This window comes from Streptomyces sp. JNUCC 64 (assembly GCF_054484115.1).
This window is the reverse complement of sequence record NZ_CM137015.1, coordinates 5661892-5683112: the sequence shown is the minus strand read 5'-3', so window position 1 is coordinate 5683112 and position 21221 is coordinate 5661892. Positions and strand designations below refer to the sequence as shown.

The 21221-nt window shown below is 72.2% G+C and carries 22 protein-coding genes; 11 read left to right on the top strand and 11 right to left on the bottom strand.

Annotated elements, in window-relative coordinates; all coding sequences use genetic code 11:
• Window positions 1-483: 483 nt before the first annotated feature.
• The 5 genes from ACVWNX_RS23590 to ACVWNX_RS23570 all read right to left on the bottom strand — a co-directional run bounded on the left by ACVWNX_RS23590 (window position 484) and on the right by ACVWNX_RS23570 (window position 4691).
• Window positions 484-1278 (bottom strand): serine protease, encoded by a 795-nt coding sequence (locus ACVWNX_RS23590; protein WP_454409691.1) that lies wholly within the window; start codon window positions 1276-1278, stop codon window positions 484-486.
• Window positions 1279-1442: 164 nt separating this feature from the next.
• Window positions 1443-1574 (bottom strand): hypothetical protein, encoded by a 132-nt coding sequence (locus tag ACVWNX_RS23585; protein ID WP_454409690.1) that lies wholly within the window; start codon window positions 1572-1574, stop codon window positions 1443-1445.
• Window positions 1571-1960 carry a tail fiber domain-containing protein gene (locus tag ACVWNX_RS23580; RefSeq protein ID WP_454409689.1) on the bottom strand — a complete coding sequence of 130 codons (390 nt, stop codon included), beginning with the start codon at window positions 1958-1960 and terminating at the stop codon, window positions 1571-1573. Before ACVWNX_RS23580 ends, ACVWNX_RS23585 begins: the two co-directional genes overlap by 4 nt.
• Window positions 1961-2537: 577 nt before the next feature.
• On the bottom strand, window positions 2538-3668 hold the full coding sequence (locus ACVWNX_RS23575; RefSeq protein WP_454409688.1) for an MFS transporter: 1131 nt from the start codon (window positions 3666-3668) through the stop codon (window positions 2538-2540).
• 453 nt (window positions 3669-4121) lie between these two features.
• Window positions 4122-4691, bottom strand: coding sequence for a DUF1203 domain-containing protein (locus tag ACVWNX_RS23570; RefSeq protein ID WP_454409686.1), 570 nt, complete (start codon window positions 4689-4691; stop codon window positions 4122-4124).
• 205 nt (window positions 4692-4896) lie between these two features.
• Here ACVWNX_RS23570 and pepN point away from each other — a divergent pair, with 205 nt between their 5' ends.
• Window positions 4897-7497, top strand: coding sequence for an aminopeptidase N (gene pepN / locus ACVWNX_RS23565; protein WP_454409685.1), 2601 nt, complete (start codon window positions 4897-4899; stop codon window positions 7495-7497).
• A gap of 641 nt (window positions 7498-8138) precedes the next feature.
• Here pepN and ACVWNX_RS23560 read toward each other — a convergent pair.
• The 4 genes from ACVWNX_RS23560 to ACVWNX_RS23545 form a co-directional block, all read right to left on the bottom strand.
• Window positions 8139-8375, bottom strand: coding sequence for a hypothetical protein (locus ACVWNX_RS23560; RefSeq protein ID WP_454409683.1), 237 nt, complete (start codon window positions 8373-8375; stop codon window positions 8139-8141).
• Window positions 8372-9190, bottom strand: coding sequence for a radical SAM/SPASM domain-containing protein (locus tag ACVWNX_RS23555; protein ID WP_454409682.1), 819 nt, complete (start codon window positions 9188-9190; stop codon window positions 8372-8374). The genes ACVWNX_RS23560 and ACVWNX_RS23555 overlap by 4 nt, the downstream gene beginning before the upstream one ends.
• Before the next feature lie 515 nt (window positions 9191-9705).
• On the bottom strand, window positions 9706-10509 hold the full coding sequence (locus tag ACVWNX_RS23550) for a hypothetical protein (protein WP_454409681.1): 804 nt from the start codon (window positions 10507-10509) through the stop codon (window positions 9706-9708).
• The gene (locus ACVWNX_RS23545; protein WP_454409680.1) at window positions 10506-11012 is read right to left on the bottom strand and encodes a hypothetical protein; all 507 of its coding nucleotides are present in this window, start codon (window positions 11010-11012) and stop codon (window positions 10506-10508) included. Before ACVWNX_RS23545 ends, ACVWNX_RS23550 begins: the two co-directional genes overlap by 4 nt.
• Before the next feature lie 498 nt (window positions 11013-11510).
• Here ACVWNX_RS23545 and ACVWNX_RS23540 point away from each other — a divergent pair, with 498 nt between their 5' ends.
• The 8 genes from ACVWNX_RS23540 (at window position 11511) to tgmC (ending at window position 17361) form a co-directional block, all read left to right on the top strand.
• A complete protein-coding gene (locus ACVWNX_RS23540; protein ID WP_454409678.1) occupies window positions 11511-12341 on the top strand; it encodes a helix-turn-helix domain-containing protein in 831 nt (276 codons plus the stop codon).
• Window positions 12341-12559, top strand: coding sequence for a DUF397 domain-containing protein (locus ACVWNX_RS23535; protein WP_454409677.1), 219 nt, complete (start codon window positions 12341-12343; stop codon window positions 12557-12559). The genes ACVWNX_RS23540 and ACVWNX_RS23535 overlap by 1 nt, the downstream gene beginning before the upstream one ends.
• Window positions 12560-12794: 235 nt before the next feature.
• Entirely contained in the window at window positions 12795-13046 is a 252-nt protein-coding gene (locus tag ACVWNX_RS23530) for a hypothetical protein (RefSeq protein ID WP_454409676.1), read from the top strand.
• The gene (locus ACVWNX_RS23525) at window positions 13043-13558 is read left to right on the top strand and encodes a DUF6879 family protein (protein ID WP_454409675.1); all 516 of its coding nucleotides are present in this window, start codon (window positions 13043-13045) and stop codon (window positions 13556-13558) included. The genes ACVWNX_RS23530 and ACVWNX_RS23525 overlap by 4 nt, the downstream gene beginning before the upstream one ends.
• Window positions 13559-13564: 6 nt before the next feature.
• Window positions 13565-14413, top strand: a complete 849-nt coding sequence (locus tag ACVWNX_RS23520) for a helix-turn-helix domain-containing protein (RefSeq protein ID WP_454409674.1) — start codon at window positions 13565-13567, stop codon at window positions 14411-14413.
• Window positions 14414-14609: 196 nt separating this feature from the next.
• Window positions 14610-15065 (top strand): NUDIX domain-containing protein, encoded by a 456-nt coding sequence (locus ACVWNX_RS23515; protein ID WP_454409673.1) that lies wholly within the window; start codon window positions 14610-14612, stop codon window positions 15063-15065.
• A gap of 104 nt (window positions 15066-15169) precedes the next feature.
• Window positions 15170-16051, top strand: coding sequence for a hypothetical protein (locus tag ACVWNX_RS23510; RefSeq protein ID WP_454409671.1), 882 nt, complete (start codon window positions 15170-15172; stop codon window positions 16049-16051).
• A gap of 119 nt (window positions 16052-16170) precedes the next feature.
• Window positions 16171-17361: an ATP-grasp peptide maturase system methyltransferase gene (tgmC, locus tag ACVWNX_RS23505; RefSeq protein ID WP_454409670.1), complete on the top strand. Its 1191-nt coding sequence runs from the start codon at window positions 16171-16173 to the stop codon at window positions 17359-17361.
• 45 nt (window positions 17362-17406) lie between these two features.
• On the opposite strand, the gene ACVWNX_RS23500 is transcribed toward tgmC, so the two are convergent.
• Window positions 17407-18288: an NAD-dependent epimerase/dehydratase family protein gene (locus tag ACVWNX_RS23500; RefSeq protein WP_454409668.1), complete on the bottom strand. Its 882-nt coding sequence runs from the start codon at window positions 18286-18288 to the stop codon at window positions 17407-17409.
• Between the two features lie 191 nt (window positions 18289-18479).
• On the opposite strand from ACVWNX_RS23500, the gene ACVWNX_RS23495 reads away from it, so the two are divergent.
• Both ACVWNX_RS23495 and ACVWNX_RS23490 read left to right on the top strand, forming a co-directional pair.
• Complete coding sequence (locus ACVWNX_RS23495) at window positions 18480-19475, top strand: AraC family transcriptional regulator (protein WP_454409666.1); 996 nt, start codon at window positions 18480-18482, stop codon at window positions 19473-19475.
• Between the two features lie 245 nt (window positions 19476-19720).
• Window positions 19721-20446: a chitinase gene (locus ACVWNX_RS23490; protein ID WP_454409664.1), complete on the top strand. Its 726-nt coding sequence runs from the start codon at window positions 19721-19723 to the stop codon at window positions 20444-20446.
• A gap of 40 nt (window positions 20447-20486) precedes the next feature.
• On the opposite strand, the gene ACVWNX_RS23485 is transcribed toward ACVWNX_RS23490, so the two are convergent.
• On the bottom strand, window positions 20487-21035 hold the full coding sequence (locus tag ACVWNX_RS23485; protein ID WP_454409662.1) for a DinB family protein: 549 nt from the start codon (window positions 21033-21035) through the stop codon (window positions 20487-20489).
• Window positions 21036-21221 lie beyond the last annotated feature (186 nt).

Genomic DNA, 21221 nt, shown 5'->3' with positions numbered 1-21221 from the left:
CGCGAAACCAGATTGACCCGATCACCGGCGCCACGTCGGTACCGCCCCGAACACGCACACGACTCCATCCATCCGCGGCGGTGTCCGGTGTGACCATCTGACCGGATTCTTCTCGATCCGCCCCGGACCCCGCCCTGCCGGAATCCCACACTCCGCCCTCCATGTCGAATGTGTGGACGATGAGAACGGGTCATGGAGAACACCTGCCACACCCGCGCGTCAGACCGGGACCGCCACCCGGGGGCGGGTCCCCGACCGCCGGGCTCACCCTCCTTGGCCATCATGGGCGCGGGCAAGCGGCGGCCTGTGTCACCCGTGCTGGCGTGGTCCGGGGCCGTGTCCGGTCCGCGCCAGCCGGGCGTGGGCCTTGTCAGGCGGGCTGGAAGGTGAAGCTGTCGTTCCGCACGCCGGAGCCCGGAGGGTTGCAGGCGTGGGTGAGAACCGTGGTGCCGTCGCTTTGGAGCGGGGACGGCGTGAGAGCTGTCAGATGCCGGTCTTGCCGGTGATCCAGGTGCGGTGGGCGGCGACGTTGGTGTAGACGGACGGGTACGCGCCGCTGCACGTGGTGTGGCCCCAGCTGATGATGCCGATCACCCGGCCGTTCTGGGCGAGCGGGCCGCCGCTGTCGCCCTCGCACGCCGATACGGGAGGGGTCCTGTCGAGGGTGCAGAGGTGGCCGGCGTTGATGTTCTGGCCCAGCCAGCGCAACCTGCATTCCGCCAGGGTGAGGAGGGTGACGGTGGCGTGCTGGAGGGTGTTCGGCTTCTCGCCGTTACCGAGTCGGCCCCAGCCGGTGAGGGCCGCACCACCGGCGGGGTACGCGGGCGGGTCCGGGAGGGCGATCGGCTGGACGAGCGGGATGTAGGTGAGGGGGGTGCTCAGTTTGAGGAGGCCGATGTCGTTCGGGCTGCCCGCGGCGTTGCCGTTGTAGTTCTCGTGGCGCATCGTCTCCTGCACGTGGTGGATGGTGCCCGCCGGGTCGAGGGTGTTCGACCCGGCGGCGACCCGTATCCGGCCGGCGGGCGCGGCGTCGACGCAGTGGGCGGCGGTCAGGACCCACCGTTCGCTGATGATCGAGCCGCCGCAGAAGGCGTGCCAGCCGGTGGGACCCTGGGACTGGAGTGACACCTGGTAGGGGTACGCGCCCGCCGGGGCGTCGGTCCCGCCGACGACCGCGGACGCCGTCCCGGCCCCACCCGCCATCAGCCCGGTCACGGCCAGAACCGCTCCCAGTACCGACGCCGTCATGCGTCCGAAGTGGCTTCTCACGCTGATCATGTGTCCTCCCCTGCTCCGGTACTGCACCCCCTTCGGGGCGCGACCGTCCCGGAGCCCGACGGTCGTTTGTGTGCGGGCGCGCAGGTGGTGAACCGGCCGTCCCCGATCGACAGGTCCAGCCGGTTCCACCGCCGGGACCATGCCCGGCCAGCGGGGGAGCCGGTTCAGGCGCCGATACCGACGGTGAGGCCGAAGATCTCGCGTACGGAGGTCCCGAAGGTCAGCAGGGTCGCGGAGCCGAGCAGGGCGAACGCGGTCGCGGCGGAGAGCGCGGCGGCGCGGCGGAAGGTGTTCACGGGCTGGTCCTTGTTCGCGGGGTTCCCGGATCGGGTTCGGGTTCGGTGGTGTGTGCGCAGCGGCAGTGCGGTGGGGGGTGTTGTTCTTCGAGGTGGCGCAGGCGGCGGGAGAGTTCCTGGACGGCGGCGATCAGGACGCCCTGGGCGTCAACGACGTCGATGGTGGTCTCGCGGCGGCCGTAGCCGAAGGCGGCCCGCCAGTCCTGGGCCATGGGCCCGATGTGCAGGGTGTCGGGGTCCCAGTCGTAGCGCCACTCACTGACGGGCAACTCGTCCAGAAGGGCGAGGATCTGCGCACGGCTGAGGGGTTCGGCCCGCTCCGTTCGCGGCGGCCGGGGCCGCAGGAACGTCGAGGCGAACCCGCGGAACAGGGCGGCGATACGCATGGGCGGGCTCCCGTCGGCGACGGCAGCGGGAGCCGCCGGCTGCCGGCTTCGGAACAGGGTCAGGAGAGGGGCTTGATGTCGTGCTTCACATCACGGTTGCTCGTGATCAGGGGCACGATGATCGGCTCGAGGGGGGTGACGATCTTCAGGACGGCGTCCAGCCAGTTCATGAGGACTCCACGGTGACAGGGGCGGATCGGCCAGTGATCATTTCATCAGTCCGGTCCGCCGGTTCAAGGGGAAAGACCGAAAGTGATCGCCGATGGCCGAGTCCGTTCAGGCCGTGGTGAGAGCAAGGACCCGCTCCCCGTCCCCGCCGCCTCGGCCCACACCCGGCGCACCCCGCGCGGAGCAGCCCCGCGCCGACGCGCGGGGCCACGCGGTGGAGAACCGCAGCCGCCCCGGGCCCGCCTTTCGGCGGCCCGGCGACGGCGGTCACGCATACCGCCCCTCGGCGGAGCCGGCCGGTCGTCCGGAAGTGCTCGGCCCGCAGGCGCTGGTTGCGGGTTCCCCTGTTGGCCCGTGCGGGAATCGGCGAACCCACCGGGTTCGGGTCCGCGCGGAACGGACGGACGGGCTACCGCGTCCCGGGCCGGGCGAGGAGCAGGACCAGGGCCGTAGCCGACAGCGCCCCGGTGAGGAGGGGGACGCCGGACGCGCCGAAGGCGTCCGCCGAGGCCCCGCCCACCCCCGCGCCCAGCGCGATCGCCGTGTTGAAGACCCCCGCGAACAGCCCCGAGGCCGCCTCCCTGGCCCGGGCCCCGTCCGGCACCGCGCCCACCATCCAGTGCTGCGCGGAGACCGAGACCCCGCCGTAGGCGAGCCCCCACACCAGCAGCAGGAGCACCGAGAGCGCGGCACTGCCGGACGTCACCGCCAGCGGGGGCACCGCCAGGGCCAGGGCCGTGGCGATCCCCCGCAGGGCGCGCCGGGGCGAGCGCGCGGCGACGGCCCCGGCGGCGAAGTTGCCGACCACCCCCGCGACCCCGTAGGCCAGCAGCAGCCCGCTGATCGCCCCGGCGGTGATCCCGTCCACCCCCTCCAGGACCGGGCGGGCGTAGGTGTAGGCCGCGAAGTGGCCGGTGACCAGCGCTCCGACGACCAGCAGTCCGGTGCGCAGCGCCCGGGTCCGCAGCAGCGCGGCCATCTCCGGGGGCCGCACCGGTTCCCCGGCGGGCAGCGGCGGCAGCAGTGCCGTGAGCACCACGGCCACCAGCGCGGCGAGCGCGCCGACCACCGCGAAGCCCCAGCGCCATCCGGCGAGCTGCCCGGTCAGGGTGCCCGCCGGGACTCCGACCACGGAGGCGACCGCGATCCCGCTGAAGACCACGGCGGTGGCCCGGCCCACGGCGGGCGCGGGCACCAGCCGGTGGGCGAGTCCGGCGGCGACGGTCCACACCCCGCCGAGGCAGATCCCGACGGCGACCCGGGCGGCCAGCAGCACCCAGAAGACCGGGGCGAGCGCGCTGACCAGGTTGGCGACGGCCAGCAGCGCCAGCAGCGCGCCGAGCAGCGCCCGCCGGTCGAGGCGGCCCGCGAGGACCGGGAAGAGGGGGGCGGTGACGGCGGCGGCGAGCCCCGGCAGGGTGACGGCGAGCCCGGCGGTCCCCTCGGAGACGCCGAGCCCCGCCCCGACGGGGCTGAGCAGTCCGACGGGCAGCATCTCGGTGGTGACGACGGTGAAGGTGGCGGCGGCGGTCGCGAGCACGGCGGCCCGGGCCCGCGCCGGGGTGAGCGGACGCCCGGCGGGCGGCGGCCCGCCCCGGTCGTTCCTCCCGGCTCCGGCTGGATCGGGGAGCGGGGTCCGGTGCGTGCGGTCACGAGGCGGCGGACGGAGCCCACGCGGTGGGGGCGCCTCCCGGGCTCCCCGGGCCCGGGGGACGTCGGCGACCGACGGCAACGCGGCCGGGGGTCCCCCCGGGCGGAGCCGGGGGGAGTGCCGTGCCGGAGCCCGTGAGCCCAGCAAGATCCGTAAGAGACGGCCCAGGTCGGTGGTCATCCCCCCAGGCTCGGCACGGGCGGCGCCCGGGACAACGGCGTCGTGCCCGTGGGCGCCGGGGCTCCGCCACCCACGGCACCGGCCCGCCCGTGGCGGAGGGGACGGGTGGGCCGGGGGTCCTCCACCGGGGCGGGAGGGGAGCCCCCCAGGGGACCGTCCGGATCAGGCCACCGGACGGTGCACCACGAAGTGGAGGCAACCGTACTCGACCGCCCGGACGTGGACCTGGGTCACCTCCGGGTCGGCGAACGCCTCGTCCAGCGCCGCGTCGAAGGCGGGGTCCGGGTCCTCGGGGATCACGAACAGCCGCCCGCCCGCGATCCGCCCCCGGCCGTCGTACCGGCGCAGCACGCGCAGCGCGCCGGGCCGGGCGAAGGGGTAGCGGGGGCCGTCGGGGGCCGGGCCCCCGCACTCCCCGGCGTGGACGAAGACCGGGCCGCACTCGTCGTAGGCGCCGGGATCGGCGCCCCGCGCGGCGGCCCAGCGGCGCAGCGGCGCGTAGCCGACCAGCGCGATCGTCTCGCCCTGGCGGCTGGCGCGCAGACAGCAGCGCAGCGGGGCGCCGCCCCGGGGGTCGGGGTACGGCTCGCGGTGGTGGCCCGCGTCGTCGGTGGTCCTGAGCCGGGCGAGGACGTCCGGCGGGATCGGGAGGGCACGGTGGCGCGCGGTGCCCGGCGCGGGTGACGCGGGCGGTACGGGTGACGTGGTCGGCGTCGGTGAGGTGGTCGGCATGACCTCAGCCTGCCGTGGGCAGGGGGCCCGTACCGGCGGGATACGGACCTCGTACCGGACGGGTGGACCACCGGCGCGGGACCCGCGCACGACCCGCGCGCGCCCGGTGGGCGACCGGCCGGATATCCCGGGGCGGCCGGTCCCGGACGCGTGGAAAGATGGCGGGAAACGTCATGAATCGTCTTGTGATCTAGGAGATGAGCGCGTGCCCGGCACGAATCTGACCCGCGAGGAGGCGCAGCGCCGCGCCTCCCTGCTGACCGTGGACTCCTACGGGATCGACCTCGATCTCAGCGGCGCGCAGGAGGGCGGCACCTACCGCTCGGTGACCACGGTCCGCTTCGACTGCGCCGAGGCGGGTGCGGAGTCCTTCATCGACCTGGTCGCCCCCACGGTCCACGAGGTGGTGCTGAACGGCGCCGCGCTGGACCCGGCGGAGGTCTTCGCCGACTCGCGGGTGGCGCTGCCGGGCCTGCTGGCCGGGCACAACGAGCTGCGGGTGGTCGCGGACTGCGCCTACACCAACACCGGCGAGGGCCTGCACCGGTTCGTCGACCCGGTGGACGACCAGGCGTACCTGTACACGCAGTTCGAGGTCCCGGACGCGCGGCGGGTGTTCGCCTCGTTCGAGCAGCCCGACCTCAAGGCGACGTTCCAGTTCACCGTGAAGGCGCCCACCGGGTGGACGGTGATCTCCAACTCGCCGACGCCGGAGCCCAAGGACGACGTCTGGGTCTTCGAGCCGACGCCCCGGATCTCCACCTACATCACGGCCCTGATCGTCGGCCCGTACCACTCGGTGCACAGCGTGTACGAGAAGGACGGGCAGTCCGTGCCGCTGGGCGTCTACTGCCGTCCGTCGCTGGCCGAGTTCCTGGACGCGGACGCGATCTTCGAGGTCACCCGGCAGGGCTTCGACTGGTTCCAGGAGAAGTTCGACTACGCCTACCCGTTCGCCAAGTACGACCAGCTGTTCGTGCCGGAGTTCAACGCGGGCGCGATGGAGAACGCGGGCGCGGTGACCATCCGCGACCAGTACGTGTTCCGCTCCAAGGTGACGGACGCCGCGTACGAGGTCCGCGCCGAGACGATCCTCCACGAGCTGGCCCACATGTGGTTCGGCGACCTGGTCACCATGGAGTGGTGGAACGACCTGTGGCTGAACGAGTCGTTCGCCACCTACACCTCCATCGCCTGCCAGGCCGACGCCCCGGGTTCGCGCTGGCCGCACTCGTGGACCACGTTCGCCAACTCCATGAAGACCTGGGCGTACCGGCAGGACCAGCTGCCCTCGACGCACCCGATCATGGCCGACATCCGTGACCTGGACGACGTCCTCGTCAACTTCGACGGCATCACCTACGCCAAGGGCGCGTCCGTCCTGAAGCAGCTGGTGGCGTACGTCGGCCGGGACGAGTTCTTCACCGGTGTGCAGCGGTACTTCAAGCGGCACGCCTTCGGCAACACCCGGCTGTCCGACCTGCTGGGCGCGCTGGAGGAGACCTCCGGGCGGGACCTGCGGGACTGGTCGCGGCGGTGGCTGGAGACCGCCGGGATCAACATCCTGCGGCCCGAGATCGAGACCGGCGCGGACGGCGTCATCACCTCCTTCGCGGTCCGCCAGGAGGCGCCCGCGCTGCCCGCCGGGGCGAAGGGCGAGCCGACGCTGCGACCGCACCGCATCGCCATCGGCCTCTACTCCCCCGACGCCGAAGGCAAGCTGGTGCGCGGCGAGCGGATCGAACTGGACGTGGACGGCGAGCTGACCGCCGTGCCGCAGCTGGTGGGCACCGCCCGTCCGGCGGTCGTGCTGCTCAACGACGACGACCTGTCGTACGCGAAGGTCCGGCTGGACGAGGAGTCGCTGGCGTACGTCACCGGGCACCTGGGCGACTTCGCGGAGTCGCTGCCGCGCGCCCTGTGCTGGGCGTCCGCCTGGGACATGACGCGGGACGCGGAGCTGGCGACCCGGGACTACCTGGAGCTGGTGCTGTCCGGCATCGCCAAGGAGTCCGACATCGGCGTCGTCCAGTCGCTCCAGCGGCAGGCGAAGCTGGCGCTGGACCTGTACGCGGCCCCGGCGTGGCGGGAGGCCGGGCTCACCCGCTGGACCGAGGCGACCCTGGCGCATCTGCGGGCCGCCGAGCCGGGCGGCGACCACCAGCTGGCGTGGGCGCGGGCGTTCGCCGCGACGGCGCGCACCCCCGAGCAGCTCGATCTGCTCGAAGGGCTGCTCGACGGGACGCAGACCGTCGAGGGCCTCGCCGTGGACACCGAGCTGCGCTGGGCGCTGGTGGAGCGGCTGGCGGCGGTCGGCCGCTTCGACGAGGCGGAGATCGCCGGGGAGTACGAGCGGGACCGCACGGCGGCGGGCGAGCGGCACGCGGCGACCGCGCGGGCGGCGCGGCCCACCGCCGAGGCGAAGGCCGAGGCGTGGGCCTCCGTGGTGGAGTCCGACGCGCTGCCCAACGCGGTGCAGGAGGCCGTGATCGGCGGGTTCGTCCAGACCGACCAGCGGGAGCTGCTGGAGCCCTACACCGCGAAGTACTTCGCGGCGGTGGCCGGGGTCTGGGAGTCCCGTTCGCACGAGATGGCCCAGCAGATCGCCGTGGGGCTGTACCCGGCGCTCCAGGTCTCCCCCGGGACGGTCGCCGCGACCGACGCGTGGGTGGCTTCGGCGAAGCCGGGGGCGGCGCTGGCGCGGTTGGTGTCCGAGGCCCGCTCCGGGGTGGAGCGGGCGCTGCGGGCCCAGGACGCCGACGCGGGCGCGGGCTCTTCGGCGGCTTCGGCGGCTTCGGCGGGCTGACGGTTCCGCCGGTTCCGCCGGTACGCACGGAGGGGGTGCGGGGCTTCGGCCTCCGCACCCCCTTCGGGTTTCCCGGGGCGCCCACCGGGTGGGGTGGATCGTTCGTCGGCGGCTTTCCCCCCGGCGGGGGTTCTTCGCGCAGTTCCCCGCGCCCCTTTCGGGGCGCCCCGGCCCGGGTGGATGTCCGGCCTCGGGTGGACGGGGGTGCGCCCACGGAGTGGGACGGATCGTTCGTCGGCGGCTTTCCCTCCGGCGGGGGTCGCTCGCGCAGTTCCCCGCGCCCCTTTCGGGGCCCGCCAACAGGACGACGACACCCACACAGACCCACGCACCCCGACCAGAACGCCCCAAAGGGGCGCGAGGAACGGCGCGAGCAACCCACCACGGGCCAATGAGCCGAACACCGGGCAAAAAGCCCCACCAGGGGCGCGGGGAACTGCGCGAACAACCCACCACGGCCGTGAGCCGAGCGCCGGGCGGAAGGCCCCGTCAGGGGCGCGGGGAACTGCGCGGGTGCCCCGCCACGGGCCGTGCGCCGGAAGCGGAGAGGCGGGAGCGGGAGCACCGCGCACCCCGCAGCGGGGTACGCGGTGCGGAGGGACGGGGCGGCGGGGGCGCCGTCGCCAGGAGCACGTACGGGCTCAGGCCGCCCTCCCTTCCGGGTCCCGCCGGACCGCCGGGGCCACCTCGGCCCGGCCGCCACCCGCGCCCCGGAGCGGGTCGGTGACATGGCGGGGGCAGGCGTGGTGGGGGACGAAGCCGGTACCGTCGCGGCTGCCGTAGCCGATGACCACCGGGGCGGTCGTCCAGCGCCCGCAGGCACAGCAGTGGGCGCCGGACTCGGCGGGCGGACCGTCGATCAACGCGTCACGGATCACGGCGGCGGAACGTTCACGGCGAGGGCGGCGCGTCCCTCCGGAGGGCGGCCGAGGAGCACGGCGAGCGGGGTCCGCCGGACGTTGCCCGCCGGGAAGTCGCGGGAGAGCACGCACCCCGCGAGGTTCCCGTTCGGGAGGACGGTGGCGCGGCCCCGGCCGTACCGGGTGAGCGTCTCGTCCGGGCCCGGTGCCGTCCACGACGACGACGGCGCGCCCGGACCCGGACCGCGTCCCACCGGCCGGACCCGGTCCACGGTGATCCGTTCGACGCCCAGGGACCTCAGGTCCGTGTGCGCCCAGCGGACCCGCTGCCCCGGGAACAGGTCCACGATCCAGGCCCGGAGCCGGATGCCCCGTCGCAGGGCCTGACGGATGTGGTACCGGGTGAGGGTGTGGCTGCCGGGGTACCCGGTGAGGTGGTCGTGCTGGGTCGGGTAGTCGCTGTAGTAGGTGGTCGCCAGGGTGACCCCGGGCCGGGCGAACAGCTCCCACCACTCCTCCCGCATTCGGATCAGATCGCTGTGCACCTCCACCTCCAGCCCCAGCGACAACGCGAGTTCCACGAAGTCCCGCCAGTGCGGGTGGGTGGTCGGCTCGCCGCCGGTCATCCGGACGTGCGGGACGCCGAGCGCGGCGGCGTCGGTGATCACCTGCCGCCAGTCGGCGGCCGTCATCGCGCCCCGCGCCGCCCCGGAGTCCGGTTCCGACCGGCAGTGCGCGCACCAGCGGGGGCAGCCGCCGGTGATCTCCAGTTCCAGCGAGGCGATCCCCGCGAACGGCCGCCGCGTCGGCGGTTCGATGGCCGATGTGGTCATGGGCCGGTCCCTTCGTCTGTGTCGGGTCGGTGCGGTTCCGTCCGCCCGGGTCCTGCCCAGGCCCCATCGGTGGTCCGTCCGCGTCCCGTGCGGTCCCGTGCGGGACCCGTCGGTGGTCCGTCCGCGTCCCGTCCGCGTCCGGTGGGGGTTCCTTGGGAGGGGTCCCGTCCGTGGTTCCGTTGGTGGTCCGTCCGGGCCCGGGCGGTGGTCGATGCCCGCGCCGGTCCGCTGGTGGTGCTCCCCCCGCCCGGCGACGGGACAGCCGGGCGGGGAGAGGCCGGGGCGCCCCTCCATGGGGAAACGCGGCCCGTGGGGACGCGGACCCTGGGGGGGGGACGGGGACCTTGGGGTGACGCGGACCGCGCGGGGACGGCTCGCGGCGGGGGCCCGGGCCGCGTACGGGACCGTTCGCGGTGGGGAGGACGGGCCGCGTACCAGGCCGTTCCCGGTGGGGAGCACGGGCCCCGTACGAGGCCCTGCGCGGTGGTGGCACGAGTCAGGCGCGGGGGAACGGCTCACGGCGGGGGCGCGGGATGGAGCGGTACGCCGAAGTGGGGCAGCGCGGCGATCGCCCGTACCGCGCCGGTCACCGCCTGGCGGGGGCCCTGACCCTGGGCGATCCGGCGCAGGGTCTCCACCTGCCAGCCCTCGGGCAGCGCCGCGAACCGCGCGGCGGTGTCGACGCTCTCCGCCCGCTCGCCCGGGGGCGCGTCCCCCGGCTCCCCTCCCCTCCCGGAACGCTGCTGGACCGCGCCCAACACCTCCCACAGGGAGGGGCGTTCGCCCTCAGGGCCGTCAGGACCATCGGGGCTGTCGGGGTCGCCCCCGGAACGATGGGCGGCGGCCTCCAGGACGCGGAAGACCTCGGCGCGCCAGGCGGGACGGAAGGACAGGTACCAGGCGAGGCCCTGCGCCGCCTGCTCCCCCTCCCTCAGACGGCCGTCCGCCTCGGGCCAGCGTTCGGCGCGCCTCGGTTCGCAGTAAAAGGCGAAGAACGCGCACTCGCGGCGGAGTCCGGCGATCACCGGCCGCCAGTCGGTGACGTCCGGCGCCCATCCGGTGCGGACGGTGTGGCCGGTGGTGAGCGTCCAGTGCATCGCGGCGCGCTCGGCGGACGGCAACTGGTCCCACAGCCGCCGCGCCTTCAACTCCTCCCACACCAGGAGGGCGACCCGCCCCGCCAGCGTCTGCACATCGGGCCAGAGGGCGGTACCGGGCCACTCCGCCAAGTTGTCGAGCGCGCTGCGGAGTTCGTCCAGTCGCATCGGTCCGGGGCCGGGACCGCGTCCGTCGTCGGTCCCGGGTTCGTCGTCGGTCATGGTTCCCTGCCGGTGGTGGGAGTGGTGGTGACGCTGAGGGGCCAGGCGGTGAGGGCGTAGGCGCCGGAGTGGTCGGAGCTGAGGAGGGCGAAGGGTTCTCCGGCGAGGAGCCGTCGACGGGCCTCGGCGCGGGTGCCGTCGCGGTGGGCCCAGTCGCGGAGGGTGGCCGGGACGTCGTGGGGGTGGGCGTCCGGGTCGACGTGGAGGAGGGTCACCGGGCAGGCCGTCGCCGAGGGGTCGGGGTCCAGCCCGTCGGCGATGCGCAGCGCCTGTTTCCGCAGCCAGCGCAGGACCCGTCCGGGATAAGGGCTGGTGAACGACCCGAGCACGGTCCGCCCGCGCCGCGCGGTGCCGATGACGGGACCCTCCGCGAACACCAGCGCGCGGTAGGCGGTCCGGGGCGCGGTGATCCCGGCGGCCGTCCCGGTGGTGACGTACAGCGGGACGGGGTCGGCCAGCACCGCCGGGGTGTCACGGGGCCTCAGGCGCAGTCGCCCGATCACGTGGCCACCCCGGACTCCGCACCCGACGGCGGAACCGCCCCCCACCGGGGAGGCCCCGGAACGAAATGTGCGCACGCCCGCGCCCCCCACGAGCCCAACTGTCGCGAGCTCCACTCGATGTGACGAAAGCACCTACTCAAAGCTGTCCACCTCCTCGACCACTGCGTAGGTTCAACTCCGCCAGCACGGGCCGGAGTCGGTCCCTCACCTCCGCAGGACGCACGTCATCGCGACACGCGCACCACTCGGTCCCGCCACCGGGCGGACGGAGGTACACGGGACCCCACGTGGTGTCCATGACCACTCCGACGGCACCCCTGCGGGAGTCGAACGCGAGTGAACCGACTACGAGTTCGTCTGGTGGCCTTCGCGGCGCTACCGTCTCACCGGACATGACCGCTCCTCTCCGTAGCGACTCTGCTACCGGGAGCTTCAGATTGGCCCAGAGGCGAAGCGCCCTTCAACTTGCGCGAGTCGCTTGACCAGGAGGTAACGCACATGGTGAACCGCAAGGATCTGGACCCGGAATCGTCGCCCACGGCGGCTTTCGGCGAGCGTCTGCGCAGGATGCGGGACGCGCAGGGCTGGACCCAGGACGACCTGGGAGAGCGCATGGGCTGCACCGGCTCACACGTCTCGGCGGTGGAAACTGGTCGACGGCCACCAACTGAGCGATTCGCGGTCATGGCCGACCGGACCTTCGGCACCGACGACCAGTTCCAGCGCCAGAGCAGGTCCGTACGGAAGTCGGCGCTGCTGGAGGGGTACCCGGAGTACCTGGACCGGGAGAGCCGCGCGGCGGAGATCCGCCTCTTCGAGACGGGCTACGTTCCCGGACCGCTCCAGACCAGGGAGTACGCGCACGCGCTGGCGGACGGCGCCGCCCAGCGGGGGGACATCACCCCGGAACAGGTGGAGGAGCGCGTCGAGTCCGTGATGCGACGGCAGGCGGCACTGGTCCGGACACCGTCCCCGCTCATCTTCCTCGTCCTGGACGAGAGCGCCATCCGGCGGTCCATCGGCGGCCCCGAGGTGATGGACGCCCAGTTGGCGCGACTGCTGGAGTTCGCCGCGCAGCCGAACTCCGGTTTCCAGATCGCTCCTTACTCCTTGGGAGCGTGGACACCGTTCAGCCGGTTGGTCCATCTACTGACGATGCCCGACCGGTCCCTGGTGTCCTACGTGGAGTCGCAGACCCATGGGTATCTCGACCGTGAAATGGCATCGGTGCTGCCAGTGGTGAGGAACTACCATCAGTTGCAACTCGGGGCAGCATCCCAGGCCGAGTCCGTCGCCATGATCGAAGAGCTACGAAAGGGCATCCTGTGATGGCCAAGCCCACCGCCCCCCTGCACTGGGTCAAGTCCTCGTACAGCACCCACAACGGCGGCTCCTGCGTGGAGTGGGCACCCACGTACGCGTCCGCGACCGGCGTCGTCCCCGTCCGTGACTCCAAGGACCCCGTCGGCCCCGTGCTCCGTCTCCCCGCCACCGCCTTCGCCTCCTTCGTGACGGGCGTCAAGGCCGGGGAGTTCGGCGCCGCCTGATCCCGCACGGCGACTTCCACCGCCACCCAACCCTCATGACCCCGCCGCCCCGCTCCCGGGACGGCGGGGTCCCGGCATGAGGGGCGGGAGACTCTCGGACGCGTCCGGCGGGCCCGAAGTGCCGCACGCCCAGCTCAACGTCTTCTCCGCACAAGCCCCTTGACCGCGAGTCACCAGACGGACGAAGCTCAACCCGCACAGCCGTAATCGGATCAACACAGGGAGTGGTCAACGCATGAAGCTGCGGTTTCTCGGAATCATCCCGAACACGCCCGACACGGACTCGCCCACGATCTGGCTTGATGAGCACTCGGGGGACCTGTTGATCCAGTCCTATCGGGCTACCGAGGAAGAGGTGAAGGCGTGCCAGATGATCGGCTCGATCCCCGGACACAGCACGGAGGTTCCTGATCATGAGGTGATCGTCCGTCTGCCCAGGGTCATGCGACAGTATCTGCCGCCCCAAGACAGCGAGCAGGGACGATGACGAACCCCGTACTTCACGGGCTGGCCAAGGCCCGCCGTTCAGCCGTGCACCTGGAGATGCGTGACGCCTACCAGCCGGATGACCCCGAGTTCATCGCGTGGCAGAGCGGGAAGCGGCTCGATCCCACCGCCGACCGGTCCACGTGGTGGCGCCCGTTTCTGGACATCGTCACGGAAACAACGGCACGCGGGGTGGCGGTGCGGCGGGCCCGCATCGTGTCGGAGCCCGTCACCGACTACATCCGCTACGAGTACGACGTGACGTTCCCGAACGTGGCGGCGGGTGAACAGGTCCGCTGGCTGCCCCGGCGCAGGGCCGCCGACATCGCCCTGCCGGGCACGGACCTCTGGATGTTCGACGGCGAGTCCGTGCTGTTCACGTACTTCTCCGGCCTCGGGGAAGTCGTCGACCGCGAGTGGCGGACGGAGCCGGAAGTCGTCCGACTCGTGGCGTCCGCGTTCGCATCGGTGTGGGAGCGGGCGACGCCCCACGAGGAGTACGAGCCGGTCTAGTCACCCATGCACCCATCACCATCGTCCAGCGTTCAGCAGGCCCGGCAGTCCCTCGCCAACCGTCTGAAGGAGTTGACCGAAGACGCCGGGCTCGCGGGAAAAGACCTCGCCGATCTGTGCGGCTGGCATCCCTCCAAGGTTTCCCGGATCTCGACGGCCAAGACCCAGCCCAGCGCGGACGACATCAGAGCATGGTGTCGAGCGTGCGGTGCCGAAGGTCAGGCGGAAGACCTGATCGCTTCTCTGCGGACCGTGGAAGACATGTGGGTGTCCTGGCCCAGAATGGAACGCTCGGGTTTGCGGCGGGCCCAGGAGGCCCGGCTGCCTCTCTACGAGCGCACGCGCCGCTTCCGGGCCTACTCACCAGGACTGTTCCCCGGCCTGCTCCAGACCTCGGGCTACACCACGGATGTCCTGCGCGCCGTTCAACGCAGACGGGTCCCGATCGATGACGTGGCCGACGCCGTGACCGTCCGCATGGAGCGTCAGCAAGTGCTCTACAACGGGAACCGAAGCTTCGCCTTCCTCGTAGAAGAAAGCGTTCTGGGCAATGGGCTCGGTGACCCTGGAACCCAGGCAGAACAGCTTGATCATCTGCTGGAGATCTGCGGGCTTCCCAACGTCACCGTGGGCGTGGTCCCCACCCGCCTGGGCAGGGAACGGATGCCCGTAGAGGGGTTCTGGATATTCGACAAGGCCCAGGTGAACGTAGAACTCGTGTCCGGCTACCTCACCATCACACAACCCAGTGAGGTGCGGGCGTACGCAGCCACGTTCGCCGCTCTGGCCGGCATCGCGGTCTACGGAGACGGAGCACGTGCCCTGCTCCTCAAAGCCCGCGACTCCCTCACCTGATTCACACGCAATCGCGCGCAATCCGCTGTGAGTTGAGGTCCCGCCACCTCTAACGTTGCCACCATCCGGACGCCGCGAAGGGGCGACGCGCGCCACCGGCTCAGAGTCGACGGGCGAGAGCGTGACCCACCCCCCTCAGCTCCGGTTGAGCCGACTACCGCAGGCGTCCCGCGCTTGCCCTACCGAAAGGACACGCGTGAAGCGGATCATCGCCCGGGCGTGGAAACTACTTCGCGGCCCTCTGCAATGGCGTATCCTGTGGTTCACCCATGCCAAATTCATGGTCGGCGTCACGGGCGTAGTACGGAACGAACAAGGTCAAGTCTTGCTGCTGAAGCATCGGATGTGGCCTGCCGACCGGCCATGGGGCCTTCCCACCGGCTATGCGGTCAAGGGCGAGGAATTCCCGAAGACCGTCGTGAGAGAGGTACGGGAAGAAACCGGCCTTGAAGTCGTCCCAGGAAGACTGGTCCAGGTGACCAGCGGCTACAAGCTCCGCGTCGAAATCGCCTACGAGGCGCTTCATGTGGGCGGAACCGTCAAAATCGACGGCTTCGAGATCCTGGAGGCACAGTGGTTCAGCCCGGAAGCACTCCCGGAGGGGATGCAAGAGTCCCACATCCAGCTCATCAGATCAGGCATGCCGACCTGACGGGCCTCGCTCCCAACGAGTCCGTCAACGGTGCGAAAGCTCTCGCGGCGCTGACAGCCTTGCGCGCCGACGCGTCGCCGCTCACGGGAAGACACCCGACTCACGTGTTCCGCCCCCTCTCAGAGGTACTCACCGGGTGGGCTGCGGACGGAATCGACATCGCTCCCTTCCGTGCGGGTTTTGACGCTGCCAAGCGCCGGTACGCCGGATACGGACTGGCGAAAATGCTGCCGCTCGATCGAGTGTGGGTCGGCCATGAATCCTCACGAACCGGCGCCTTCGGTGGATTCCATCATCCAGACCAGGGATACCGACACTTGCAGATGATGGCCGTCATCACCATGTACGGCCCCATGGAAGGCCGAAACCCCGAACGCCCTACCCTCGCCCTTCTGGACCTGCTTCGCGCGTACGCGCACGACTGTCTTCACTATGGATCACGTCGGCGGTACGTGGAAGTGGCAGGTGTACCTGTCCGCACCCAGTACGGAATCAACTACCGCCGCACGACCGGACAGCCCTACTCGTCCGCCGATCAACGGGGAACCCGCCACACACGGAATCTCGGAATCGTCATGGAAGGCGCGTGCGACAAAGAGGCACGTTCCATCACCTGTCAGGTAGCGGAACGCTTCGCCCTGCCGGAGCCGTCAGAAACTCTCGGCGCGCTCTCCTACCGGGACGCGACGGGAACACTGACGGGCGAAGACACCGGCAGGACGATCCGTGAACTGGACAGCCCGGAACAGGCGCAGTACGCGGCGAACCTGGTCGAATACGAGAAGGGCGTCAACCACCGGTACGCGCACTTCCTTGAGGAGTTCTCCCCCGGCGAAGAGGACGAATGCCACACACGAATCATCGAAGCCATCATCAGTGGTGACCCGGGGCCACTCGGAGCATGGCTGGACGACCGACACGGCCCTGGCACCTTCGCGGGCCTGTTCCGCACTCCGCGGTACTTCGAACCTGGTCTGACCGCTTAGGAAGAATGCCGGTTCAGCGGCCGTCCGCGTGTGCCCCCGCCGCTGACGGGTCCCGGACTGACAGTGCGGCGAGGCATCGCCGGAGCCTTCGCCCACCTCCTGACGGAAGGACCCCGACCATGACCAGCGCCACGGACGACACCGAGCGCGCGCGACGGCTCAGGACCGAACTGGCCGCCGCCGTGACGCCCGGGAGCAGTGACGACGGCTGGCGTCAGACGGTGGAGAAGGTTCCCCGGCACCGGTTCCTGCCCGGGTTCTACCTGCCCGCCGAGAAGCCCTCGTCCCAGGGGCTGACGTGGTGGGAGCCGGTCACCGCCGCCTTGGACCCGGAACGGTGGCTCACCGCCGTCTACACCGACCAGACCCTGGTGACCCAGATGGACGGCGACAAGCCCGACTGGGACGACCCCGGGCCCCGGGAGGGCGGCTCCGCCACGTCCTCGTCCACGCTGCCGTCCCTGGTCCTGCGGATGTGGGACGACGCGGACCTGGCGGAGGGGCAGGACATCCTGGAGGTCGGGACGGGCACCGGCTACTCCACCGCGCTGGCCTGCGAACGCTACGGATCCGACGCGGTCACCAGCGTCGAGGTCGACAACCACCGGCTGGCGCAGGCGGCTGGCGCGCTGTTCGGCCTCGGGTACTCCCCCGACCTCGCCGTCGCGGACGGTCTGTACGGCTACTGGCCGTCGGCGCCGTTCGACCGGATCGTCGCCGCCTGTTCCGTGCGGACCGTGCCCCGCGCGTGGATCGCCCAGACCCGCCCAGGGGGGAAGATCCTCACCACGCTCGGAGGCTGGCAGTCCGGCTTCGGCCGGACCCTGCTCACCGTCCACGACGACGGCACCGCCAGCGGCCCGCTCCTGCCGGGCACCGTGTCCTTCATGCTCGCCCGCCCCCACCAAGCCCCCGGCTTCGGCAACCCCTCCCACTGGAACTCGCTCCTGGCAGAAGCGGTTCCCACCCCCACCCCTCACACCCTCGACTGGTTCACCGCCGCGACGGACGAAGCGTTCTTCACCCGCTTCCTGATCCAGTCGGCCCTGCCGACCAGCCAGGTCACCGAAGTCAACGGCACGACCTATCTGGTCGACGTCACCACCGGCTCCGTGGCCGCCCTCGCCCCCGAGGACGGCGGGCTACTCGTGCGGCAGGCCGGGCCCGTCCGCCTCTGGGACCGCGCCGCACACGTCCTCGACGCACACGCGGCGGCCGGTCGCCCCGGCCCGGAGACGTTCCGCTTCACCGTGGACGCGCTCGGACAGCACCTCAAGCACCCGGAGATGCCCGTCATCACCCTGGGGTGAGCCGGGCCGCCGTCCGGACCCCCGCGTTGTCGCCCGAGAGCGCTCCTAGGAGGCGAGGTACCCCTGCGCGGGATCGCGCAGGGCGCCGCAGATGCCGCCCAGTGCCTCCCCGACCGCCGGTGACCAGCCGAGGGACCGTATCCGGCTGGCGTCGAGTGCCGCGTCCGTCGCCAGGAATCCGGCCAGTGGGCCGTGGGTCGCCAGTGCCTCGGACAGGGTCCACGACGCCACGGGCACCCGGGCGGCGTCGGCGATCGCGGCCGTCAGCGACGCCATGTCGACCGGGACCGGTTCGGCGATGTGGAACACCCCGTGGACGGGGGTTTCGAGCAGCACGGCGTACCCCATCGCGAGGTCGTTCACCTGCACGGTGGACCAGCGGTTGTCGCCCGGGGCGGCGTAGCGCGCCACCCCGTCGGCGGCGGCCTGGTGGACCAGCCGGGCGAGCGGTCCGCCGCCGTCGCCGTACACGATCGGAGGGCGGACGACGACGCCGCGCACGCGCGGGGCCTCCAGCACCCGGGCCTCGGCCGGGGCCAGCCAGGCGAGCGGTCCGGTGGGCTCCGCCGTGTCGTCCTCGGTGACCGGCGTCCGCGACGAGCGGGCGCGCGGCGCGCCGGTCGTGGTGACGAAGACGCCGTCCCGCATCGCGTCGAGCATGGCGGTCACCGCCGCCGCGTCGACGGCGGGCCGGTCCGCCGTGTCGGTGGCGGCTGTGTGGACCACCGCGTCACCGGCCGCCGCCGAGTCCGCCAGTACGGCGAGGTCGGCGAGGCCGCCCCGGACCGGTTCGCCGCCGTTCGCCCGTACGCTGGCCTCGGCCGCGTCGCTCCTCGCCAGCCCGCGCACCCGGTGTCCACGGGCGACGAGGGTACGGGTCAGCGCCGAGCCTATGTAGCCGCTCGCGCCGGTGATGAAGACGTCCATGGCGGTCTCCCTGTTCGTTCGTCGGGGGGGGCGTCGGGGCCCGGGCCGGACCGGACCGGTTTCTCCCGGCCCCGGGTCGGCCCCGGATCGGTTCCGGATCGGTTCCGGATCGGTTCCGGATCGGCCCAGGGCCCGTTCCGGGTCGGTTCCGGGTTCGTTTTTGATCGTAGGAATCGGCAGGAGGAGCGGACATGCGCGGAAGCCCCGGTGTTTTGCGTGATCGTTCACGGCCGGACGTGCTCGGCACCCTGCTCGGCCGGATACGGGTCGCCACCGGCCGGTTCGGACGCGTCGAACTCGGGGCGCCGTGGGGGACGCGGATGGGGCCCCGGGACACCGTGACCCTGCATCATCCGCTCGAAGGCGAGATGTGGTTGGAGGCCGAGGGGCGGACGGTCCGGATCGGTCCGGGGAGCCTGGTGATCCTGCCGCACGGGGTCCCGCACTCGCTCGCGCACCGCCCGGGCGCCCGGGTCACGGCCGGGGAGCCGTGGCGGAGCCCGTCGCCGGAAGGCGGGCAGCTGTCGGTGCGGCGCCGCTTCGGGGGCGACGGGCCGCGCACGGTGGTGCTGTGCGCCGAACTCGCCCTGACCGGCGCGGCCCGCGGCCTTCTGCTGCGGGCCCTGCCGCCGGTGATCCATCTCCGGCCGGACGGGGACGGGGACGGCGACCCCGTGCCGGGGCTGCGCCGGATTCTCGACGGTCTCCGCGAGGAGGTCCGGGGCGGCCGGTCCGGTTCGCCCCCGCTCGCCGCGCGGTGGGTCGAGATACTGCTGCTCCAGGGGATCAGGGCCGAGCTGGAACGCCCGGCCACGGCCGGTACCTGGCGGGCCGCGCTCGACGACGAGCGCGTGGGCCGGGCGCTCGACGCGGTGTACCGGGCGCCCGGGCATCCGTGGAGCGTCGCGGAGCTGGCCCGGGTGGCGGGGATGAGCCGGACGGCGTTCGCGTCGCTGTTCCGGGAGCTGGTGGGCGAGAGCCCGATCGCCCATCTCACCGGGTGGCGCATGGAACTCGCGAAGACGGCGCTGCGCGAACAGCCCGACCTCCCGGTCAGCCGCGTCGCCGCGTCGGTCGGATACGGCAGCGAGTTCGCGTTCGGCGCGGCGTTCCGGCGGGAGGTGGGGGTGCCGCCGGGCCGGTACCGAACCGCCGTGGGAACGGCGGACGTCCCGGCTGGCGATTGATCTCGCTTCGTTTCAGGGCGAGTCGACGTACGCGGCGACGCCCCGGGCCGTCCGCCCCCGTGCGTGCGTCACGACGCGCCAGCCGTGTCACGGGCAAAGGGCCGAGCCGCGATCGACTGTTTGACCGGAACGCCCTGAACAGATGAATTCGCCGCCTTCGTGGAACCGTTGGGGAGCCGACGCGATCAGGATGGGGGCACGCCGCTCCGCCCCCGGAGCGACGGGACCCCGTCCGCCCAGCGCCGATGCGAGGAACCGTGAAGCTCTCCCGCACCCTTTCGACGGCGGCTTCGGCCGCCCTGCTCAGTGCCCTCACCATGGTCGTCCAGCCGACGCCCGCCTCCGCCGCCTCCTTCGTGGTGAGCGAGGCGCAGTTCGCCCAGCTGTTCCCGGACCGGAACGCCTTCTACACCTACCAGGGGCTGACCGAATCCCTTGACGCCTACCCGCAGTTCGCGGCGTCCGGGAGCGACGCCGTCCGCAAGCGGGAGGCGGCGGCCTTCCTCGCCAACGTCAGCCACGAGACGGGCGGACTGCGGTACGTCGTCGAGCAGAACACCGCCAACTACCCGCACTACTGCGACCAGTCGCAGCCCTACGGCTGTCCGGCCGGGCAGGCCGCCTACTACGGGCGGGGGCCGATCCAGCTGAGCTGGAACTTCAACTACAAGGCGGCAGGCGACGCGCTCGGCGTCGACCTGCTGAACGATCCCTGGCAGGTGGAACGGAACCCGGCCACCGCCTGGAAGACCGGCCTCTGGTTCTGGAACACCCAGACCGGCGCCGGACGGATGACCGGGCACGACGCCATCGTCAACGACCAGGGCTTCGGCGAGACCATCCGCAGCATCAACGGCGCCCTTGAGTGCGACGGCAAGAACCCGGCCCAGCGCGACGCCCGCATCGAGCTGTACCAACGGTTCGTCGCCGTCCTCGGCACGGACGTCGGCGGCGGCGACCTCTCCTGCTGAGGTCCGGCGGAAGGGGCCGCCCGGCGGGCGGCCCCTTCCGTCACATCCCGGTGGACCCGTCGATGCGTTCGCGCAGGAGGTCGGCGTGGCCGTTGTGCCGTGCGTATTCGGCGATCATGTCGATCAGGATCCTCCGCAGGGAGACCGGCTCGCCGGTCCTCTTACGGATGCCCGTTTCGTCCAGGGACCCGGCGGCGGCCGTGATCCGGCGGGAGTGCTCGCACTCCGTCCGCCAGACCGCGAACGCCTCCTCGACGTCACCTTCCAAGCGGTCGAAGTCCTGGTCCGGGTCGTCGTCGGAGTAGTAGAGCAACGGGACGTCCTCCCGGGCGAACTGGATGCGGAACCACCAGCGTTCGACGCCCGCCAGATGCCGCGCCATGCCGTGCAGGGAGAGGGCGGAGGGCGGCACCGCCCGTTCGGACAGTCGCTCCGGGGAGAGACCGGCGCACTTCAGCTCGAAGGTGGCCCGGTGCCAGTCCAGTACCCCGCCCAGGATCTCCCTCTCGCCGCCGACGGAGGGCGGGGCAGGACGGGTGTCGTCGTTCCATCGGGGCGCGTAGTGCTGGGGGGTGGCCGCTTCGGTCATCGTCTGCTGCCTTCCTGGCCGGGGCGGTCCGAGTACGGTCCCCTGGCCCGGTCCGCGTCTGGTCCGAGTCTGGTCCGAGTCTGGCAGGGGCCACTGACATCGGGTCCGGCCTCCGGGTCCACGCGGCTCCGGGCCCGGTGCGGGCCCCGCCCGTGCCGCGCCGCCCCGTCCCCGTGCCGCGCGGGA

What these genes read in the sequence shown, in the direction of transcription:
- ACVWNX_RS23590 (WP_454409691.1), bottom strand. Translation starts at nt 1,278, where the DNA reads ATGATCAGCGTGAGAAGCCACTTCGGACGCATGACGGCGTCGGTACTG.
- ACVWNX_RS23580 (WP_454409689.1), bottom strand. Translation starts at nt 1,960, where the DNA reads ATGCGTATCGCCGCCCTGTTCCGCGGGTTCGCCTCGACGTTCCTGCGG.
- ACVWNX_RS23570 (WP_454409686.1), bottom strand. Translation starts at nt 4,691, where the DNA reads ATGCCGACCACCTCACCGACGCCGACCACGTCACCCGTACCGCCCGCG.
- ACVWNX_RS23555 (WP_454409682.1), bottom strand. Translation starts at nt 9,190, where the DNA reads ATGACCACATCGGCCATCGAACCGCCGACGCGGCGGCCGTTCGCGGGG.
- ACVWNX_RS23550 (WP_454409681.1), bottom strand. Translation starts at nt 10,509, where the DNA reads ATGACCGACGACGAACCCGGGACCGACGACGGACGCGGTCCCGGCCCC.
- ACVWNX_RS23540 (WP_454409678.1), top strand. Translation starts at nt 11,511, where the DNA reads ATGGTGAACCGCAAGGATCTGGACCCGGAATCGTCGCCCACGGCGGCT.
- ACVWNX_RS23535 (WP_454409677.1), top strand. Translation starts at nt 12,341, where the DNA reads ATGGCCAAGCCCACCGCCCCCCTGCACTGGGTCAAGTCCTCGTACAGC.
- ACVWNX_RS23530 (WP_454409676.1), top strand. Translation starts at nt 12,795, where the DNA reads ATGAAGCTGCGGTTTCTCGGAATCATCCCGAACACGCCCGACACGGAC.
- ACVWNX_RS23525 (WP_454409675.1), top strand. Translation starts at nt 13,043, where the DNA reads ATGACGAACCCCGTACTTCACGGGCTGGCCAAGGCCCGCCGTTCAGCC.
- ACVWNX_RS23520 (WP_454409674.1), top strand. Translation starts at nt 13,565, where the DNA reads ATGCACCCATCACCATCGTCCAGCGTTCAGCAGGCCCGGCAGTCCCTC.
- tgmC (WP_454409670.1), top strand. Translation starts at nt 16,171, where the DNA reads ATGACCAGCGCCACGGACGACACCGAGCGCGCGCGACGGCTCAGGACC.
- ACVWNX_RS23500 (WP_454409668.1), bottom strand. Translation starts at nt 18,288, where the DNA reads ATGGACGTCTTCATCACCGGCGCGAGCGGCTACATAGGCTCGGCGCTG.
- ACVWNX_RS23495 (WP_454409666.1), top strand. Translation starts at nt 18,480, where the DNA reads ATGCGCGGAAGCCCCGGTGTTTTGCGTGATCGTTCACGGCCGGACGTG.
- ACVWNX_RS23490 (WP_454409664.1), top strand. Translation starts at nt 19,721, where the DNA reads ATGCGAGGAACCGTGAAGCTCTCCCGCACCCTTTCGACGGCGGCTTCG.
- ACVWNX_RS23485 (WP_454409662.1), bottom strand. Translation starts at nt 21,035, where the DNA reads ATGACCGAAGCGGCCACCCCCCAGCACTACGCGCCCCGATGGAACGAC.